The following is a 20,249-nucleotide window of genomic DNA, read 5'->3' on the forward strand; positions in this document are numbered from 1 at the left end:
GCTAATGACTTGGGTTTAACGTGATGGAATCAACTTGCTTTCCCTCGGTGTCGAGCACGGTCAACTGCAGTTGGCGACTGTCGCCTTTCGCCGATACCAGCGCTTTGTTGGAGTTCACCAGCACGGGGAAGGCATGATGTTCATCAGGCTGCTGCTTGATATGCCGGTGTAGGTGCCCGCTAAGCATGAGTTGGATGCCCGCCTGATTGAGCAGCGGCACGAATTTGTCGATAACTTCGTGCTGCCCATGCCATCCCTTGAACGGCGGCATGTGGCAGATCGCAATTTTATACGGGGCGGTCGTAAACTCGGGGCGTGTAAGCGCCTCGGCGAGCCATGCTGCCTGTTCATCTCGGTAATCATCGAATGCTGCGAGACCGCCATATTCAATATCGGAATCGGGCTTGTCTTCCCCGCTGTCCAACACCACGAAGCAGACCGGCCCCCGGCGTACCAAGTAATAGGGCTTACCAGACACGGAAGGAAAATAGCGACTGAACTGACCAGCGAATGGGCCGCGTGTTTCGTGATTACCACGGGCATAGTACATGGGATATTGCGAAGCAAATTGCTTGACGCCCGTGTCCATGAAATCAGTGAAAACCTGTTGCTCGCTTAAGAAAAATCCGGCCATGTCCCCGTTAAAGAAAACAATCGGATGGGCATCGAAATCGACTTGTTCGAGCAGTTGTTGCATGACGTCGTTTTGGCCGTGCATGTCGTTGATAACCGCAAACGTGACGGTTTCTTCCAATGGGCTGGGGGTGGTAAACCGCAGCGGAGCCGAACGGTATACCTGTGAAGCTACGATGGTGCCGTATTCGACCGTTGACCACTCATGCCGCTTTACCTCCTGCGAATATACCCGGTAGCGATAGGTCGTGCCCGGCTTGAGGCCGTCCAGGTAAACCCGATGCACGGTATCTTTGGTTTTGAACCCATCATTTACGGCGAAATGCTTGGGGCGCTCCCGGTGATAAAAGTGGCTGCCATCGTCAGGGGCCAGTTCGACCCAACTGATCGCGAGTTTACTGGTGGTCCACAGGATGTTTACGCTCGTCGTATCGAGCGCCTGGATATACGGGCCATGCGTAATGGAAAAACGCTCCTGAGCCGACGCCGTAATGGTTAACCAGGTGAATAGGAATAAAAGGCCGCGTGCGATCATCTTGTTTCGTTGTTAAGTAAGCTTGAATTAAAAACCACGATGGCGGTTTCGAGCGCTGGGTTGGTCTTGTGCCCGTTGCTGGAAATCTGCACGGCCACAGCGAACGCCTCGCCCGGCCGTTCGGTGAGGTAAGCAAGGCTGAGCGCCAGCTCAAAGATGGCTGTGCTTTCGCCGTCGGCGAGTTCGATACTGGATGGCATGGAATAAGCATCCGCGGGTAGCATCTCAGCGTCTAGCTGCTGCCGCTCGATGAGCGCTGCGATGGTGTCTGGGCGCGACTTAATCGCTACGGATATGTTGCCAGCTGTAGAAACGCCACCACGGACCACACCAAGGGGGATGATAACACGGCCCTGTTCCTGATCTACCCGAAAACTAGCGGGCTGTCCTGGCGTGGGTACGTCGTACGTATCCCCTGGAGGGGAAACCTCGAAGATACTCTTCGCCGCTGGCAGGTAAATCACTTGGTCTGGATAGGCCGACTCGGCCACCTCCCGATACTTGCCGCAGGAGGATAGCGCCGCGATCAGCAATATGCCTAAGGCGATACGGATCTGGATAGTTGGAAGTACGTTCATATCAGTTTTATTTTAACGACCAGCGATTACCACAACGGGTTTTGAATGAGGCCGCTTACTTTGAGTAGTTCTTGCTGTGGAATGGGATAAAAATACATTTTCGGCGAAAACGCCCGGTGTTCAACCTGGACACGTTGATAGTCGAAGGTCTCGTCGCCTTCCTTGCGCACGCTCACGCCGTATAGTGCCCCGCCCAACGTGGCCGGTGCAATCATCCACCGGCGCACATCCCAAAGCCGATGACCTTCGAAAGCGAGTTCTACCTGCCGTTCACCCCGGATACGTTCGCGCATGTCAGCCTGCGACAGCCCATCGGGCAACGGTGGCATTTCAACGCCGCTCCGCGAGCGCACCATGTCTACGTAACGCGTGATGTCTGGATGCACAGGATCGTATTCGTTCAACGCTTCGGCATAATTGAGGTAAACTTCGGCTAGCCGCATGAAAATCCAGGTATGCACACTGGTGGTGCCCGTGAGGAGGTTGATGTTGGGATCCACGTATTTGAGCAGGTAATAACCTGTTCGCGAAGCCCGTTCTTGCGGGCTTCCGTCTAGTCCGCCATGCCAGAGCTCCACAGGCCGGTCTTTGAACCATGCGAGGTTGTAAAGCACACTCATGGCCAGCCGGGGATCGCGGTTGGCGTATGGATTTGACGCATGCTCGGGGTTATCCCAATCAAACGCTACCGCCGTATTTTCGTCTACCTTCACCTCGTAAGCATCAACCAAATTTTGGGAGGGTGTCGTGCCGCTCTGCCCCATATCATATCCAACCGGGAAGGTAGCCCGCTCAAACTCGTTGCTTGCGCCCGCCCGCCGCGCGAAGATGATCTCGGCGCTGTTAAATGTGCTGAACAGACTTTGATAATCGCCGTGCAAGGCATAGTTCGCTTCGCTAAGGTCGATCACGGCTTTTGCGGCGGCGGCGGCGGCGGCCCACCGTGCCGACCGGTCGCCAGCTGGCAGGGAAATGAGTTCGGGATTAGCGTAGCCGGTTGCCCAGGAGGGGTCATTATACAAATCGCTGGCGGCAAATAGAAGCACACGTGCTTTCAGCGCTAACGCGGCGCCCTTCGTGGCCCGACCTAGATCAACCGAGGCGGGGACAGCGGGTAGCCCCTCGGCGACGACGTCGCATTCGGCAACGATGAAATCCAGGCAATCGGCCAGCGACTGCCGTGTGATCTGGCTCGGATTTTCGCCTACCTCATATACGGTGGTTACAAGCGGTACGCCTCCATACCGTTTCACCAACTCGAAAAAGAAGAAGGTACGTAAAAAGCGAACTTCATGCTGCCACCGAGCGATCTCTTCTTGGAGCGCCTGATAGGTTTCCTGCTGAGCGGGATTGGGGTCGAGTTTGAGGTGATCCAGGTCGATATGGTCGCTCTTGGCCAAAAACTGGTTAGCAATCCGTATTCCCCGGTAATAATGGGCCCATACATCGTCCGGCGTATTTACCGCATCCCAGTCGCCCGTGTTGAAGCGGTGCACCGCCGACGTTTCAAGCGTATGTTCGGCCTCATCACCGGCCGACGCAAGCAGCGCTCTGTCGACCTCGTTAAAGCCGGCCCGCAATACATTATAAACCGCAGAAACGCGTGACCGCGCGAAGTCGTACGAATAGATGACGTCATCTTCGGTCAACTCCGTGACGATGTCGCGTTCCAGGTATTCAGTGCATGCGCCAGACAGCAGCAGGGCAATCATCCCCAGCAAGCCTGACTTCATAGCGCGTAAGGTTTTCATCGTGATTTTGCTTGATTGCATGTGATTAAAAATTGAGTTTCAGTCCTAAACTTACCGAACGCATAGCGGGGTAACCGGTGAGGGTTTCCGGATCGGTATATTTCACCCGATCTAACGAAAACAGGTTGGTGCCATTTGCAAAGATGCGTAGGGCTCCTACGTGCCACCGGGCCAACACATCGGCGCCGATGGTATAGCCTACCTCTGCACTACGCAGCTTGATGAAACTGCCGTCTACCTGCCAAAATGAAGAAGGCTGAAAGTTATTCAGGTTATTTACCGCGGAGAGCCGTGGATAGGTGGCTGACCCGGCATTTTGCGGCGTCCACCGATCTAATGCAAATTCCGAAATTTTACCGTCGTTCTGAAACGCATAATAGTAGTGCCCCGATCGGTAAACCGTCCGATTGGTTACCGCCTGGAAAAACAAGGAAGCGTCAAAACCCTTCCATGCAAAGGTGGGGTTCAGGCCCACGGTGATTTCAGGGATGTTGGTATAGCCCGAGGCCACGTAGTCTTCGGCGTTAATGACCTGATCCTGGTTTTGATCCTTGTAACGCACATCGCCTGGTTGGACCGTCGCAAACCGTTGCTGCGGCGCGTTGGCGATGTCGTTATCGTTTTGGAACAACCCGAGCGCCTCCAGTAAAAACGGCTGGCCAATGGGGTGGCCCACGCGCTGCAAATAATCGTACCGGACGAGGTCTTCAGCCATTTCGACCACCTGATTGCGTGCATACCAAAAATTAGCTTTCAATGAGAACTGGAAGGGTCGCCTTCGATCGGAACGATAGTTGGCCATGACCTCCACGCCCCGGTTCCGGACGACCCCGCGGTTGAGCAAAGGCGATTCGATACCATACAGGTCGGGCAGTACCCGGTTGGCGGATGTCAAAATATCATACCTGCGGTTGGTGAACCAGTCTGCCATCAACTCCAATCGACCAAACAGCTGGGCCTCAAACCCGATATTGGCCATGCGGTCTTTCTCCCACGAAATATCAGGGTTGGCCGCTGGCCCTTCCTGCAGGGAACTGGACGAGTTATTGTCCGTCCCGAAATAATACGACGCCGGATAACGGTAATAGTTATCGAATAAAAACCGGTCTTCGGCGATCCGGTCGTTGCCGGTTAGGCCGAAAGACCCCCGGATTTTAAGGAAGTCGACCACATGGCTTTGTGCTAAGAAGGCTTCCTCTGATAACACCCACCCGGCGGATACCGCGGGGAAGAAGCCGAACCGGCGGCCTTTGGCGAAATTTTCGGACCCCAGGTAGCCGAAAGAGAACTCGCCGATGTACTTCGCTTGGTTGGCGTAGGTAAACCGGCCGCTAAACCCGAGGTGCTTGAACGGGTGTTGTTGCCCCAGGAGGGCATAGTTATCCAGGTTATACCGGAGCATACCCCGTAAGGTATGCGGGCCGAGGTCGCGCGCGTAATCGAGGTAGGCCTGGAATACGACATTGCGCCATTGCTCTGATCCGCCTTCGTCGCCAACTAACGACGTCCGTTCGCCGAATCGGATATAGTCCGTATCACTGCCGTTATCAGCCATGAGGTACCGTTCATACTGCCGCAATTTATTGGAGTAATTGCGGAAGAAGTTATTGAAGGCTACCGAAGATCCGATTTTAAGGCCGGGGGTCAACATATCGAGTTTATGCGCTAATTGAAAGGCAGACTGCAGGGTCCTCCCGTTTGATGTATAATGACCTGTTTCCAACACATCACCCAACGGATTGGAGAAAAGTGCATTGCCCCCGTACGTCCCGTTGGGATTATAGACCGGAAATGCATTTGGCGGGATAATGGCCAACGTATTGAAGAGCGAAGATGTGGAGTTTGCCGCAGGATTGGCTTTGTCTTCCACCGTTCCAGATAGCGTTAGGCTGGCCATCATGTTCTTCGTAATGTCGACGTCGATATTGGTCCGGAAGTTATAACGCGTCAGTCGGCTGTTTTTACTGTTTTCCGAGGCATCGCCCGACTTGATATACAAGCCCTGTTCAGTCAGCAAATTGAGCAAGCCGAAATAGCGGACCGTTTCGCTGCCACCCTTAAAGGTGAGGTTGTAGCTCGTTGCCGGAGCGGCTGTCCGGAGCACCTCGTCGTACCAATCGACATCGGGGTGCCGATACGGGTCAGCACCCGTGCGGTAAGCATCCAACTCGGCAGCGCTGTAGAGCGGTTCGAAACCGTCATTTTCACGCGCTTCGTTGTGCAACCGGGCATAGTCAAACGAACCTAAAAATGCCGGCATGCGCAGCGGGTTTCGTACCCCGCTTTGTACGGCAAACTGCAACTGCAGCGGGCCCTGATCACCGCGCTTGGTCGTAACGAGCAATACGCCGTTGGCGCCGCGTGTTCCATAGACCGCGGTTGCTGAAGCGTCCTTGAGCAACGTGATATAAGCAATTTCGTAGGGACTCAGGTGTTCAAATGTGCTCTCATATCCATCCACCATCACCAATACGTCTCTGCCGGGACCAAATGTAGCGACGCCCCGCCCCAGTAACACAGGGGATTCCAACCCGGGCTCGGCTCCCTGCTGTTGTACCGTAAGCCCCCCTAAGCGGCCATAAAGCGAGGTGGCGAGGTTGCTGGTAAACGTCTTTTCGAGATCCTCGCCAGCGACGTGCGACTGTGAACCGGTTATCAGCCACCGTGGTTGTTGGCCGTAGGCTATCGGAATGACCTCTTCGACGACCGTATCTGTGGTATCCTGGGCGTTCGCGATGTTCAGCGCGGCAATCAGCCCCAAAAAGCAATAACTATATCTTAACTTTAGCAATTTCATAACTTGATGTACTAAATGAATTCTGACCTCCATTTACCAACCCGGATTCTGTATCAACAACCCTTTATCCACCTCGTTACGATGGAAGCCGTGGAGGTACATGAAGCGATGAAAAACCCTTTCCTCAAAAACGTATGGTTCGTAGCGAAACGTGTTAGGATCATCGGTGGCGTGGATGCGTAGTCCCCACATGTTGCCATCCATCACGCCTTCTTCGTGTGCAGTTAGCCAGCGTGTCAGGTCCCAAAACCGATTGTCTTCAAAGGCCAACTCGACGGCGCGCTCGTTGCGGACGCGATCTCGGAAGGCTTCCTTGTCGAGCCCTGCAGGCAGGTTGGGCATCCCTGAGCGGCTACGGATGGTATTTACCGCTGCATGTGCAGCCGGGACCGGCCCCTGCGCTTCGTTCAATGCTTCGGCATAGATCAGATAGGCATCAGCTAAGCGATAAACATAATTGTGAGGAATTGCCGGCGTGGATGCGGTCAGCGCGTCTGGAACGAATTTACGTTGCCAATGCCCTCCATAACAATCGGTGGCGTGCTCGTGCCCCTGATATAAATGCACTACGGGGATATCGTTGTTCCAACGCGCGCCGTTATAAGCAACCGTTTGTCCAAACCGGGGGTCGAGTTCGGCATATTTTTCCATGAGGTCGTCCCCGCCGTTCATATCCCAGGTCTGCGGTGTGCCATCCCTTTTCTCGTATTTACGAACGAAGGTAAAGGAGACGCTCATGCCATAACCACTGTATATCCGGGGCGGGAGTATGCCGATCCACGGATAGGTGCTCCGCGCCGTGCTACCTTTGCGTTTGTTGGCTAATATGATTTCGGGATTGTCATGAACCTCCCACATGTATTTATAGTTCTTATCAGCGCCTTGGTCAGTAATCAGGTGCTTGCCGGCAGTTGGTGCCCAATCGATGACCGCTTTGGCGGCGTCGGCGGCCAATTGCCACCGGGCTGGGTCTTCATTGCCATAGCAGATTAGTTTGGTGTTTTCGCCGAAGGGTAGGTACGGCGTGGCGGTGTTGAATATCGGGCTCGCCGCATGCAACAATGTTTTCGCTTTCACCATGAGCGCCACTCCTTTTGTAACTCTGCCTATCATGTTTGACGGGTAGGTATCGGGTAACAGCTGCGCGGCACGGTCACAATCGGCAACGATGAAATTGACCACCTCTTCGACGGTATTGCGGACGGTTGGGTTTTCCAGCAAATCTTGTGTGGTTAACCGCCGCTCAATAATGGGTACTCCCCCGTAGCGCTTCAGCATTTCGTAGTAATTCATGGCTCGGATGGCCAGCGCCTCGCCCGTTACTTGGTCGATGTATGTCTGATCTACCCCGGGAACCGCAGCGATGCGTTCGAGGAGGATGTTGGCCCTCCTGATGACCGCCCATCTGAGGTACTGCCGTAAATCCGTGTAAGTGATATTGGTTGCCGTAATGCTGCCGCTATTCCAATGCCGGCTCTCGCCCCACGTTACGCTCAGCTCGCCTTCATCCGTGATGCCTACGAACGAAAAACGGTCACTGCCGGAATGGCCGGTAATTGCGGTGGGCCCGCCGGTGCCTTCATTAATGGATAGCATGGAATGTACACCTTCGCGGTACAATCCCGCAATAAAGGTTTCCACCTGCGTTTGGGAAGAAAAGATCGTATCTTCGTTGACGTCGACGCCCGGCGGTTTATCTAAAAAATCTGTCAGGTTGTTCTCACAAGAGAAAAACGTGGAGATAAGCGTCATGAATCCGACGAGTATGGGTAAATATCTCATTTCAGTTTTCTTGATTAAAGGTTAATATTCAAACCGACATTGATGGTTCGTGTAAGTGGATAAGGTTCGTTGTTCGTACCCGCAATGTGACTTTCGGGGTCTACGCCCTTAAACATACTGCTCCAGGTGAGCAGGTTGTTGCCATTGGTATAAACGCGCATCGATGTAATCCCTAGTTTCCGCGTCACTTTTTCACCGAAGGAGTAGCCCACCTCGGCGTTCTTCAATCGGACATAGCTTGCATCTCTCACCCACAAGGAGGATGCTTGATAGTTGTGGGCTTGATTTACGTCTCCTTCGGAAAGGTGTGGAAACCGGATCTCGTCGCCGTTTGCGTAGCGCTCATGTGTCCAGCTATAATCCAGGACATATTGCGGCACACCCGCCTCCTCGCGATAGCCGTACCGGAAATTCCGTGAATAGGATACGGAAACATTCCACGCCGATTGAAACAACACTGAAAAGTCTATTCCCTTGAAATTGCCGCCTAAAGATAAACCTGCGATCTTCTCTGGAAAATTAGAATAGCCGATGGGTCCCATGTCATCGATATTGACGGTACCATCGCCATTCAAATCCCGGTACCTGACATCGCCAGGCTGCAACCGGTTGTTGTTCCACTGTGATTGCGGCCTGTTTTGGGCGTTTACCTCTTCCCACGTATTATAGAACCCATCCGCTATAAGCCCAAAATGCTGGCCATACGATTGTCCGGTGCGGTATTGGTAATCGTAAAGCCGATTAACCTCATCCTGGAACTCAATGGTGTTGCGTGCAAATGTATAGTTTGCCTTTATCCAATACAATACGTTAGACACCCGGCCATTGAATGAAATATCGCCGTCTATCCCCCGGTTGCGCATACGCCCGAAATTTGCCGCGGGCAGGTTTGCCCCCACCACGTACGACACCGTGCCCAAATTGGCCAGGATGTTATCGCGGTTTTCGTCGAACCAATCCGCGGTAAGCTGCAACTTATCGTCTAGAAACTTGGCTTCGAGCCCGATATTCTTCTTCTTTGCGCGTTCCCAGGTAAGCAGTGGGTTACCAATCTTTCCCTCGGTCGATGCGCGGTAGTTATTGTAGGTGCTGCCAATTTCCCCAAATGCATAGTAATTATTGACGTAGTTGTAAGAGGAGGGCAGGTACAGGAACCGATCGCCACCCACTTGGTCGTTTCCTACTTCGCCATACGACCCCCGGAATTTGAGGTAAGACAGGTAGCGGTTATCAGGGAAGAAGGGCTCTTCAGAAACGGTCCATCCAGCTGAGAATGCCGGAAAAAACCCGAACCTCCGCCCTTCTGCGAAATTTTCCGTGCCATTGTATCCTGCATCGAACTCCGCCATGTAACGCGCTTTGTAGTTATAGGTAATACGCCCTACCAAGCCCTGATAGCCACGCGGAATTAGAAATGCCAATGTTGGATCGTGAAGCTTATTCTGGTTATAAAGAAGGAGCGCCCCTACCTCGTGCGATCCGAACTGCCGATCATACTGGAGTGCAAATTCCAGGTATTCCCTTCTGTTCTTGGCTACCTCTTCACTGAATGTAAATGGTGTCTCAGTAGCTTGCGGCACGTAGACCAGCGATTGATCCGGCAAGCGCACGGGTAGGTAGTCGACCATCCGTTTAAAGAACGTTCCGTTTTGGGCATTGAAATTCATGTAAGATAGGGTGCCGTGTGTATGCAACCCTGGCGTTATGAAGTCTAAGTCGTAATCTAAGCGGATCGACCCGTTGAGGTGGTTATGGTAGCGGCGTTGGTAGCCATCCTGCAGGAAAGCCCCTAACACAGCCCCAGCTGGACCGGTTACCCCTAAGGTAATGGGTTTTCCGTCAACGATACCCGGCGAATTGACAGGGTTGGAGCGCGTAACCACCTCCAGGCGTGCATTAATGTTGTTGAGTAACCCCCGACGTTCTTCCATTTGATAGGATACATTCAGGTTGGCTTTCAGGCCTTTCGCAATATCGAAGTCAAGGTTTGACCTGAAATTGTACCGGTTATACTTTGGCTGGGTATCGTATTCTTTGATAAAGTTGGTGATCGTCTCATTAAACAACCCCTCTTGATTGAAAAAGCCGGCCGAAATAAAATACTTTACGCGTTCTACCCCGCCGCTTACATTGAGATTATGGTGCATCTGACCCGACCTCGGCTTGTATACGGTTGAAAACCAGTCGACATCGGGATAAAAAATCGGATCACTACCTGTTCGGAAATATTCGATTTCCTCGGCGGTGTACTTTTCATTGTAACCACCGGTAATATAAGAATCGTACTTCAGCGCCTCGTTGAAGCCCACTACATAATCATAAGCGCGTGCGCTTTCGCGCACATCGGTAAATGATGTCGAAGCAAAGTTGGACGAAAAGCTGATTTTGGGTTTGCCGATAACGCCTTTTTTGGTGGTAATCAAGATGACGCCATTTGCACCCCGCACTCCGTAAACCGCCGTCGCGGAGGCGTCCTTGAGGATAGCTATGTTGTCAATTTCATTGGGATCCAAACTATTGAAGTTGATCCCTTCGATTCCGTCGACCAGTATCAGTGGCGTCTGCGAACCGCTGAATGTGCCCACGCCCCGTATCCGCAGGGTAGATTGATCAGCGCCCGGCTGGCCGCTCCGCTGTACCGCCAGCAAGCCCGGCAACCGCCCTACCAGCATGTTACTAATGTTGGCTTGCGGCGACTGCAAGAGTTCTTTGGTGCCGATGGATGACAAGGCGCCGGTGACCGTGGCCCGTTTTTGTTGGCCGAAGCCAACAACGACCACTTCATCTAAGTCTGAGACCAGCTCACGAAGGACCACATCGACTACGGGCCCTTCAGCAACTGGCCGCTCATGCGGCTCATGGCCCACCATTGAAAACAACAGGACATTAGCCGCCGCCGGCAGCGACAGTCGATAGTTTCCATCATTGTCTGTCACGGTGGTAATCCCATGATCTGGAACGGCCACGGTAACTCCGGCCAAGGGTTCCCCCGACTCGTTTGTAACGCGTCCGCGGACCTCCCGTTGCTGGACCGCTACGGGACCGGAAGACCCTGCCGCTCCCGGGCTTTTGACTGTCTTCTTGATGAGAATGTGGTTGCCCTGGATCACGTACGAATAGTTTAGGTCTGCCAGGCAAGCGATAATAACACGCTCAACAGGCACCTGCTTCAAGTTGAGTGTTACTTTGACTTGCCTAAGTTCGTTACTGTTGTATACGACGACATATCCCGACTGGGCTTTCACCGAAGCGAATACGGCATCGATCGGTGCGTTCTGTACCTGTACAGTTACGTGTTGCGCTGTGAGCTTTCCGCTGACTTGGAAAAATGCGATTAGATGGATACTGAAGATCAAGTGGAATCGCATGAGAAATTTTGCGGTTATACACCGGTTTAAATTCATTACCTTTGCAATGTTTGGGTTAATTGTTCGACAAAAAAATAAACTCAAATCCCTCGCCCTCCGACGGCCATCGGAGGGCGATTCTTAGTTAGAGGCGTTATGTATCAGTCTTTCTTTTCATAATAAAATTAGTTTATATGTTCATTAGAGATTACAATGCGCTTGGTGTCTGCCTGTTGCTCGACCGAGTATTTGAGTCCAAAAAACTGGAGTATGGCTAATGCTTCGGAAGCATTCACATCGCGGTATACTTCCCCCCACAGGTTTATTTTCGGGATATCGCCTTCAAATTCCACAGCTACGTCGTACCATCTCGAAAGCTGCCGCATGACGGCTTCGATATCCGTATTATTAAAGCTGAACATCCCGCTTTTCCACGCCACTACGTCATCTACGAGCACCTCATGAACTTCGAGCCGATTGGCTGGGCCGAGTGTAGCCTGTTGCCCGGGCTTGAGCACGACTGCCTGCAGGCCGGATTCGTCCCGAACTTTCAAGGAGCCTTCCGCTAGCGTGGTTCGAATGGCTGGCTCATCCGAGTAACTGTTGATGTTGAAGCTGGTTCCAAGGACTTCCACCTCCTGCCCTTTTGTTTGTACTTTAAATGGCCGGTGCTTGTCTGATTTTACCTCGAAAAATGCCTCGCCGTCCAATTTTACGAGCCTCAGGTGGGCGATGGTATCTTCCCGATATTCTAGATGCGAAGCGGCATTGAGCCAAACGACTGTGCCATCGGGCAGCGTAACACAATAGGTGCCGCCCTTTGGCGTCGTAAGTGCCACGTAATTTGATTTGTTCTCGTGTATCTCTTGACTAAGTACAGCGGTGCCGTCCAAGTAGGTCATGTCATCTTTCAAAACGACTCCCGTTTGATCCGAACGCAGATCCACTGTTCGGCCGTCGGCCAGTGTCAACGTTGCACGATGACCGCCAGGCTCAATATCTTGGGTAAGCATCTGACTAGCCTTATAGTCTGGCCCGGATTGGCCGATGTGCTGATTGTCAGCGATAAACCAAGCGCTCACGATTGCCAGTGCCAACACTGCCGCTGCATAGGGCAGCCACCGTCTGAACCGGTGTGATTTTTTGGCAGGAACAGGAAGCCCGGTCTGGATAGCCGCCAAATCTTCCCGAATCTCGTGGTCGGGAAAAGGATGATCCTGACCGTCCTCGACATCGTGATTGAAACGCCCATACCACGCTTCGACCCAAGCTCGTTCCGCGTCCGAGCATGATCCCGCAAGGTAGCGGGCTAATAATTCTTTTAATCGTTTTTCGTTCATTTTGGCTGAGGACTATATCCCCACTCACACTGATATATTCAATGAACGCTGCCGTTGGGCGTAGAAAAAAAGTAATTATTTCAAGAAAAAAAGAAAAAAACGAAAGAAAGGAGCGCTCCGAGCTTCACTCGAAGCACTTTTAGTGCATTATTTACCTGTTTCTTAACTGTGGATTCGGATAGTCCCGTTCGTTCGGCTATTTCACGGTGAGACAGGTAGTTATCCCTGCTTAAGCAAAAAATCTCGCGCATTTTCTTGGGTAACCTTGCGACTTCGGCGTTTATCTGCTCCTGAAGTTCGCGTTCCCGAATGCGGTGATCGGCGCGCGTCGGCTCTTCGGGAAGAGCCGTTGCTGAAGCGTCGAGGTATTGTGTAAAGCGCTTTCGCTGGAGCAACAAGTTGATGGCTTTATATCGGACGGCCGCGAACAGGTATGCCGATATATTCGCACGGGGCTTCATCCCTGCACGATTATTCCAAAGTGCGGTGAAGACTTCTTGGATAATATCTTTGGCATCCTCTCGATCACGCAATTTATTCCGCAGGTGCACGTACAATTTTTCAGCATGCCGACTATAGATCTCTGTATAGGCTTCTTGATCGTCCGCCCGAAGCAGATCGACCAGCTTATCATCAGATGCTAGTTTGTAGAAACGCGACGCCATATTTCGTAAATGTACCAAACCAAAATTAATTGAAATTTGGTAACACTTATTTATGATGCTATTAATTAATTATTAAGTCTCATCTTTGGTCCCCGTGGGCCATTGGCCCGCGGATTGGAAACCAAAAGTAACAAAAAGGTGGATATCTGCAAAATAAATTGACGATTCTGTTTCCAAAAAAGTTTGGTGTAGACCCTTATACCGTTGAAGTGCTTGCCGCCGCCAAATAAGTAAAGAAGCTACCTCAATTCACAATCTCCCCCTTATTCTCCGCCAGCTTCTCCCGGAATTGCTGTATGGCCTCCGGCGTTTGCCGCACCCATTCGGTCACTTCACCCACGATTTTCATCGGGGCTGCCGTGCGGTAGGAACGGGTGGGGTTGCCCGGGAATTTTTTATCCGTCACGTTGGGGTCGTTTTCATAGCTTCCGGTCGGCTCCACGATGTACACGCGTTCGCGCCCGTCGCCTTTCGCCAGTGCTGCCGCAAACCCGGCGCCGTTAACCATGGCGGTGAAATAAATGTGGTTCATCACCACGCCCGGGTGGTAATTGGATAGGCGTCCGGCGGTGAGCAGATCGCCCACCTTCAGGTCGGCGCGCGTGCCGTGATAGAAGGGACCGGTGTCTGTCGGGTTATCGGCAAACGTGGCCGCCTGTGTTCGGTGTTTTTCCGCCTGCGCGGGATCGCCCAACGCGTCGTAGCAATTGGCAATATGGGTGTACAGCGAGGCAAAAGCGCTGTGCACGGAGTCGTCGTTTATCGCCAGGGCATACTGCAGCGCGGTTTCGTACCACTGCAGCCTGTCGGCAGGGCTTTCTTGGTGCCGGGCCACGTAATAGGCGGCGATGAATTTTTCAAGGTCATCCGTGGCCTCGTTCCACGCTTGGCGGAAGAGCTTGCTTGCGGCTGCAGGCTCGCCTTTTTCGGCCATGGCCATGCCTTCAAGGCAGCGTTTTACAACGGGATTGCTGGGATTGAATTCCATGAGTTGGTTTTTTGTTAATGACAAATGTAGGGGCATCTGGTTAAACGCAAGAACGATTTGGCTTATAATTGGCGCCGCAAAATAAAGTCGATGGGTGTGCCGTTTTAATGGTAGCGGCCGGTTTTAAAGTGGGTGGACCATCCGCGCCCAGATACGGTCGGCTGCGTCGGCGAACCGCACCGACGGGATGTACAGTTTCTGTGATTCGGACGATCCGTTAAGGCCGAGATCTTCCACTGAAAAATATTCACTACTTTGGATGCCAGAAGCACGATGTAAATGGGAATGACCTTCATGATCCTCTCGGGGGTGTTGATTTTGCTCAGCGTGCTGCCCTTTGTGCAGCACCAGCACTGGGTATTCCGGGTGCCGGAGTTCCTCAAGCTCCAAATCCTGGTGCTCCAGGTGGTCGTGTTTGTGTTGTGGATGGTGCTCGGTGAGTGGTCGCCCGTGTTTTGGATACTGCAAGGCGGGCAATTCGCCTTAATGGTTTACCATGTTTATATCCTGATGCGGTATACCAAGTTCTGGCGCACCAAGAAGATCGACTCCTCCGGACAGGTATCCGATAAGGTGAAAGTTATTTCGTGCAACGTGTACCAGTTCAATACCGAGCATGAGCGGTTTGTACAGCTGGTAAAGGACGAACACCCCGACATCGTCATCACCATGGAGAGCAACAAGGATTGGGAGCGGGCGATGCGCGTGTTGGAAGACGACTACCCTAACCACCAGAAGATAACGCTGGAGAATACGTATGGCATGCACTTTTACACGAAGCTGAACGTAATCCGTTTACAGACGCACTATTTTGTGGCCGATGACGTGCCGAGTGTGGAAGCCGAACTTGAAACCGCCGATGGATACCGCTTTTTGTTTTTCGGCGTGCATCCGCCCCCGCCGAGCCCTACGGAAGAGGAGAACTCGAAGGAGCGCGACGGCGAACTGCTGAGCGTTGCCAAGCGGGTGCGCAACCAAAAGCTGCCTGTGGTGGTTACGGGCGATTTCAACAACGTGGCTTGGGCCAGAGCATCCATCCTGTTCAAGAAGACAAGTGAGCTGATCGATGCCCGCATCGGCCGGGGCATACTCGCTACCTTCCATGCCAATTACTGGTTTTTCAGGGTGCCGCTCGATCTTTTTTTCCATAGCCCGGAGGTTTTCATCGACCGGCTATTGATTTACCCTTCGGTAGGTTCCGATCATTTCCCCATGGGCTGTACCTTCCATCTCGGCAAGCCTGCCGCGCAGCAGGAGGATGTGGAGCACCTGGAGGCGGAAGAGCAAGAGGAAGTGGACGAACTGATCGTGGAGGGCAAAACCGAAGAAAGCGATAATCGCGACGGAAGCCCCGGTTGATGTTCATTCACGAAGATGCCAACGAATTATTTTAAGGGCTTCAAAAAAAAACCTAGATATTAACGGTCGGGGTATGATTCATCTCCTATGAAATGATGTCGAGGTGTAAAAACGCAAGGTAACCAAAGAGTCGTGTTGCTAAGCGATTTTGGCTATATTGAAAATATTAGAAGAAGGTTATTATGTTGACCGTCAGGATAAAAGACTGGAAGAACGGATCACCGACGAGCTTCCCAAAACGAGGCTCAATAACTTTCGCAATAACAATAAGGTAAAACTTGTCACATTTCTTGCCCTTGCTTGTCTTTGATAGGGAAAGAAAGAAATAGTGACAAAACAAATTTTAACACAACATTCTGGGCTATGACGATGTATGGAACTAATGCACCTGATTATTTGAAAGACAATTTGGTCAACAACGCTGTTGTCATGGACGTCGGGGCCGGCGAAACGCTGAGTGTGCTTGGGTCAACGATGACATTCAAACTGACGACTGCATCCACTAACAATCAATTGGGCTTGTATGAGGTCACGTTAGCTCCCCATGTATCTGGTGCTAAGCTGCATTATCACCGTTTTATGGACGAGACCTTTGTGGTGACCCAGGGTACGCTCACCATTCAATTGATTGATCAAGAAGTAGAATTAGCAGAAGGCGGCATCATCCACATTCCCAGATTCACGCCCCACGGATTTTACAATGATACGGACGGTGAGGTTAAAGCATTGATGCTTTTCAATCCGCCGCAGCATCGTGAAGATTTCTTCCGTGGGTATGGTTGCTGTACTTGCCGAGGAACCGATAGACGCTGCTAAATTCCTTCAACTGTACCATAAATATGACAGCCATCCGATCGATGAATCCGAAGCCGCAAAAGTTTTGCAACAAAGATAAATTTGGTATACAACCGTATGCCGATTGACCTATGTGAGATTGGAATTGAATTTTTTTGTAATTTCAGTTATTTAAAAATAACAACAAAAGTAGACACCATACTAATGAGTTAAAAAAGAATTCATCCTTGTAAGGGGAAAGATTGTGAATTGAGGGTGGCGGGATTTTAGGAACTCGTACATAAAAGTGTATAGATTAACAAAAACTCGTACATAAAAATGTATAAATTGGCAAAAACTCGTACATATTTATGTACTTTTGCTTCATGGAGCGTACCCTATATACGAAACTGAAGGAATGGAAAGCGCGTCAATCCCGGAAGCCGCTTATCATCCGCGGCGCCCGGCAAGTGGGCAAAACATGGTTAATGCGGGCTTTTGGCAGGGCGGAGTACAAAGCCGTCGCATACATCAACATGGAGAGCAGTCCGTTGATGAAACAGCTGTTTTCAACTGATTTCGATGTGGATCGGATCTTAACCGGTCTTCGTATTGAAACAGGTGTAGCTATCGATGCCGACACGCTACTGATTTTTGACGAGATACAGGAAGTCCCAGAAGCCGTCACGTCGTTAAAATACTTTCAGGAAAATGCCCCCGAATATCACATCCTTTGTGCCGGCTCGTTGTTGGGCGTTGCCCTCCACCACCATACCTCCTTCCCGGTTGGCAAGGTAGAGTTCCTCGACCTCCATCCGCTAACGTTCGTGGAGTTTCTGAATGCCATTGGCGAAGCAGCACTTACCGAATTGCTCCTTAGCGAAGACTGGCCGCTTATTAACAGCTTCGCCCCTCGGTTCATCGAGCGCCTGCGACAGTATTACTATGTGGGCGGAATGCCGGAAGCTGTACTTACGTTTTCACGAACACAAGATTTTGAAGAAATTCGCCACATCCAAAAGCGAATCCTCACGGCTTATGAACAGGATTTCTCCAAACACGCTCCCCATGAAGTCGTGCCGCGTATACGCATGTTATGGAATTCCATTCCAGCACAATTGGCTAAGGAAAACAAAAAGTTTATTTACGGCGTCATCCGACAAGGCGCCCGCGCCAAGGATTATGAGCTTGCCATCGCTTGGCTCAAGGATTGTGGTTTGGTGCATCAGGTAAATAACGTAACCAAACCGGCCATCCCATTGAAGGCCTACGTCGATTTCAGCGTTTTTAAGCTCTTTACCGTGGATGTAGGGCTACTGGGTGCTATGACCGACCTGGATGTGCGCACGCTGCTGGAAGGGAACGTTATTTTTCAGGAATTCAAAGGCGCACTTACCGAACAGTATGTATTGCAGCAACTTGCGGCACGGAATGACCTCGCCACCTACTACTGGTCGCCAGACAACGCCCGTTCAGAAATAGACTTTTTGGTACAACACAAAGGCGACGTTATTCCGGTAGAAGTGAAGGCCGAAGAAAACCTACAAGCCAAGAGCCTGCGGGTATTCTGCGAGAAGTATCAACCCCGTCGGGCCATCCGGACGTCCATGAGCAACTACCGTGAAGAAAGCTGGATGACCAATTTACCGCTTTTTGCGCTAACGGTGCTGTAGCAATTACACCCACCGGGTACTACGCGAGTTGCGCGGCGGGACAGTATGAAGACAACAGCATCAGCACTGGGTATTCCGCGTGCCGGAGTTCCTTAAGCTACAACTGCTCATCCTGCAGCTGGCGGTGTTCGCCCAGCCCTGACGTGGCGCTGGGTTTGATAATTTAACGAATTGTTAATCCAAACCCGCCGTAGCGCGTGCTATTTCAACCTAAATTTGCCTGCGGATGGAGAAGATTGCCAATGTTAATGTAAACGACGAAGAGGCAGCGTTGCACCATCGCATTAAGATGGGCGACAGGGAGGCTTTCACGCGCATGGTTGGGCTGTATGCGGAAGACCTGCTTCGGCAGGCACTCCGCTGGACACGCGATTGCGCCCAGGCTGAAGACTTGTTGCAGGACGTCTTCGCGGATTTTTGGCAAGACAGGGGTAATATACACCTATCGTCATCACTTAAAGGATATCTTTACCGTATGCTTCGGCACCGTTTTCTTCGACTGGTTGCCCGAGGCAAATTGCATGAAGAAGCCTCCGAATACCTGCTTCGGCACATGCACCGGATAGAACATACGGTACTCGATATGATGGCGGCATCTGATTTGGAACAGACCTTGTCTGACGCCATCGGGAAGCTGCCCGCCAACATGCGCCTTGTATTTGCCTTACGCCAGGAGGACTACTCGTTGCGGGAAATCGCCCAAGCGCTGGGGCTGGCTGAGCAGACCGTGAGAAATTACCATGCCGAACTAAGCCAACGGCTCAAACATGCCCTCTTGGCCAAACACCCGGACATCAGCCACTCGCTGCTGGTGTTGATCGTTGCTGGCTTAATACAACCTTAATCTTTTAACCACATAAATTAAACGTACATATCGGCTTCCCAAGTCCCTTTCTTCATGTAAAGAGCGGGAAATTGGAAGAATCGAAACTAAGGGAAATCTGCAAGCGTTACCTCAGCGGGAGCGCAACGCGGGCGGAACGGTATATCATTGAGCGATGGCTGGAAAGCGTTCCTGACGGGCCGCATAAGGAAAGTCAGCAACAAACGGAAAGCCAGCAAGTTGGAGAAGCGTTTGCGGATGCCCTGCAAAACCGCATACTCGTCCGCACTTTTGCACGGGAGCGCCGCGTGCAACGACGGTCGAGAAACCGGTTATGGCTGGCTTCAGCCGCAGGGTTAATCTTCGCGTTAGCCACATCGATCTGGTTATACAACACCCGGTATGAGCCCGACCAGATGCGTGAAGAACGGGTCGTCTCCCGGACTTTTGCCACCGGCGTGAGGCAAGTAAAACAATTGACACTGCCGGACGGGTCTGTGGTTTTCCTGAACGCAAACAGTGAATTAAACTTGATGGGCCAATACGGAAAGGATAAGCGCGAAATCCAGCTTTCCGGCGAAGCCTTTTTTGATGTGGTGCCCAACCCGGATGCGCCGTTTACGGTGGTTTCGGACAAGGTAGCCGTACACGTGTTGGGCACTTCGTTTAACGTGCAATCTTATGGGCGGTTGCGCGAGGTCGTTGTTTCGGTAAACACGGGACGTGTCCGGGTTTCGGATACGGCTTCCAATGTGATGTCTGAGCTAACGCCGGGTCAGGAACTGTATTTCCATAAAGACCATGGAACCTTCGAGGTAGCCCAACAACCCGTGCAACGCACCGGCTGGCGCGAAGGCCGGTTGGTGTTGCACCGGGCAACCTTCGAAGAACTTGCGCAAAGCTTTGAAAACCTATATGGCTTGCAATTGACGACCACCGATGAGCAGGTTCTTTCGCACCGGTTCTACGTCACGCTGCAGGCAACAACGCGCATGGAGGAGGCCGTTGAGACCATTTGCACCATCTTACAGAAAAAATTCAGAAAGGAGGCTACAGGAAATATCACCATCTATTGATCGATGCTAAAAAGAAAGGGCCATAGCTGACGTTTGGAAGCGGTGCTATAGCCCCGAGTCATTAATTGAATAATAACCTTGCCCCAAACATAAGGAAACGCAACGATTTATTTCCAATGTACGGGCAT

14 protein-coding genes are annotated in these 20,249 nt (G+C 51.8%); 5 read left to right on the forward strand and 9 right to left on the reverse strand.

Annotated elements, in window-relative coordinates:
• Position 1: 1 nt before the first annotated feature.
• The 9 genes from U9S71_RS05865 to arr all read right to left on the reverse strand — a co-directional run bounded on the left by U9S71_RS05865 (position 2) and on the right by arr (position 14,122).
• Positions 2-1,168 carry a purple acid phosphatase family protein gene (locus U9S71_RS05865; RefSeq protein ID WP_326325957.1) on the reverse strand — a complete coding sequence of 389 codons (1,167 nt, stop codon included), beginning with the start codon at positions 1,166-1,168 and terminating at the stop codon, positions 2-4.
• Positions 1,165-1,746 (reverse strand): DUF1735 domain-containing protein, encoded by a 582-nt coding sequence (locus U9S71_RS05870; protein WP_326325959.1) that lies wholly within the window; start codon positions 1,744-1,746, stop codon positions 1,165-1,167. Before U9S71_RS05870 ends, U9S71_RS05865 begins: the two co-directional genes overlap by 4 nt.
• A gap of 26 nt (positions 1,747-1,772) precedes the next feature.
• Positions 1,773-3,479 carry a RagB/SusD family nutrient uptake outer membrane protein gene (locus U9S71_RS05875; protein ID WP_326325961.1) on the reverse strand — a complete coding sequence of 569 codons (1,707 nt, stop codon included), beginning with the start codon at positions 3,477-3,479 and terminating at the stop codon, positions 1,773-1,775.
• A 43-nt stretch (positions 3,480-3,522) separates the two neighbouring features.
• Positions 3,523-6,294 carry a SusC/RagA family TonB-linked outer membrane protein gene (locus U9S71_RS05880; protein ID WP_326325962.1) on the reverse strand — a complete coding sequence of 924 codons (2,772 nt, stop codon included), beginning with the start codon at positions 6,292-6,294 and terminating at the stop codon, positions 3,523-3,525.
• A gap of 33 nt (positions 6,295-6,327) precedes the next feature.
• Positions 6,328-8,076, reverse strand: coding sequence for a RagB/SusD family nutrient uptake outer membrane protein (locus U9S71_RS05885; protein WP_326325964.1), 1,749 nt, complete (start codon positions 8,074-8,076; stop codon positions 6,328-6,330).
• Between the two features lie 14 nt (positions 8,077-8,090).
• Entirely contained in the window at positions 8,091-11,444 is a 3,354-nt protein-coding gene (locus U9S71_RS05890; protein ID WP_326325966.1) for a TonB-dependent receptor, read from the reverse strand.
• A gap of 164 nt (positions 11,445-11,608) precedes the next feature.
• The gene (locus tag U9S71_RS05895) at positions 11,609-12,763 is read right to left on the reverse strand and encodes a FecR family protein (protein ID WP_326325968.1); all 1,155 of its coding nucleotides are present in this window, start codon (positions 12,761-12,763) and stop codon (positions 11,609-11,611) included.
• Positions 12,764-12,843: 80 nt separating this feature from the next.
• Positions 12,844-13,446: an RNA polymerase sigma factor gene (locus U9S71_RS05900; protein ID WP_326325969.1), complete on the reverse strand. Its 603-nt coding sequence runs from the start codon at positions 13,444-13,446 to the stop codon at positions 12,844-12,846.
• 226 nt (positions 13,447-13,672) lie between these two features.
• Positions 13,673-14,122, reverse strand: a complete 450-nt coding sequence (gene arr / locus U9S71_RS20985) for an NAD(+)--rifampin ADP-ribosyltransferase (protein ID WP_436410306.1) — start codon at positions 14,120-14,122, stop codon at positions 13,673-13,675.
• A 579-nt stretch (positions 14,123-14,701) separates the two neighbouring features.
• Between arr and U9S71_RS05910 the strand changes: the two genes are divergently transcribed.
• The 5 genes from U9S71_RS05910 (at position 14,702) to U9S71_RS05930 (ending at position 20,121) form a co-directional block, all read left to right on the forward strand.
• Complete coding sequence (locus tag U9S71_RS05910) at positions 14,702-15,775, forward strand: endonuclease/exonuclease/phosphatase family protein (protein ID WP_326325971.1); 1,074 nt, start codon at positions 14,702-14,704, stop codon at positions 15,773-15,775.
• Between the two features lie 369 nt (positions 15,776-16,144).
• Positions 16,145-16,591 (forward strand): cupin domain-containing protein, encoded by a 447-nt coding sequence (locus tag U9S71_RS05915; RefSeq protein ID WP_326325972.1) that lies wholly within the window; start codon positions 16,145-16,147, stop codon positions 16,589-16,591.
• A gap of 344 nt (positions 16,592-16,935) precedes the next feature.
• Positions 16,936-18,222, forward strand: coding sequence for an ATP-binding protein (locus U9S71_RS05920; RefSeq protein WP_326325973.1), 1,287 nt, complete (start codon positions 16,936-16,938; stop codon positions 18,220-18,222).
• Between the two features lie 226 nt (positions 18,223-18,448).
• On the forward strand, positions 18,449-19,066 hold the full coding sequence (locus tag U9S71_RS05925; protein WP_326325975.1) for an RNA polymerase sigma factor: 618 nt from the start codon (positions 18,449-18,451) through the stop codon (positions 19,064-19,066).
• Positions 19,067-19,137: 71 nt separating this feature from the next.
• On the forward strand, positions 19,138-20,121 hold the full coding sequence (locus U9S71_RS05930; RefSeq protein ID WP_326325976.1) for a FecR family protein: 984 nt from the start codon (positions 19,138-19,140) through the stop codon (positions 20,119-20,121).
• Positions 20,122-20,249: the final 128 nt, after the last annotated feature.

It is taken from the genome of Parapedobacter flavus (assembly GCF_035818675.1).
Classification (GTDB): Bacteria; Bacteroidota; Bacteroidia; order Sphingobacteriales; family Sphingobacteriaceae; genus Parapedobacter; species Parapedobacter flavus.

Coding starts and splice junctions, on each gene's coding strand:
- U9S71_RS05910 (WP_326325971.1), top strand. CDS start 14,702: ATGACCTTCATGATCCTCTCGGGGGTGTTGATTTTGCTCAGCGTGCTG.
- U9S71_RS05875 (WP_326325961.1), bottom strand. CDS start 3,479: ATGAAGTCAGGCTTGCTGGGGATGATTGCCCTGCTGCTGTCTGGCGCA.
- U9S71_RS05880 (WP_326325962.1), bottom strand. CDS start 6,294: ATGAAATTGCTAAAGTTAAGATATAGTTATTGCTTTTTGGGGCTGATT.
- U9S71_RS05870 (WP_326325959.1), bottom strand. CDS start 1,746: ATGAACGTACTTCCAACTATCCAGATCCGTATCGCCTTAGGCATATTG.
- U9S71_RS05890 (WP_326325966.1), bottom strand. CDS start 11,444: ATGCGATTCCACTTGATCTTCAGTATCCATCTAATCGCATTTTTCCAA.
- U9S71_RS05915 (WP_326325972.1), top strand. CDS start 16,145: ATGTATGGAACTAATGCACCTGATTATTTGAAAGACAATTTGGTCAAC.
- U9S71_RS05865 (WP_326325957.1), bottom strand. CDS start 1,168: ATGATCGCACGCGGCCTTTTATTCCTATTCACCTGGTTAACCATTACG.
- U9S71_RS05885 (WP_326325964.1), bottom strand. CDS start 8,076: ATGAGATATTTACCCATACTCGTCGGATTCATGACGCTTATCTCCACG.
- U9S71_RS05895 (WP_326325968.1), bottom strand. CDS start 12,763: ATGAACGAAAAACGATTAAAAGAATTATTAGCCCGCTACCTTGCGGGA.
- U9S71_RS05920 (WP_326325973.1), top strand. CDS start 16,936: ATGGAGCGTACCCTATATACGAAACTGAAGGAATGGAAAGCGCGTCAA.
- U9S71_RS05925 (WP_326325975.1), top strand. CDS start 18,449: ATGGAGAAGATTGCCAATGTTAATGTAAACGACGAAGAGGCAGCGTTG.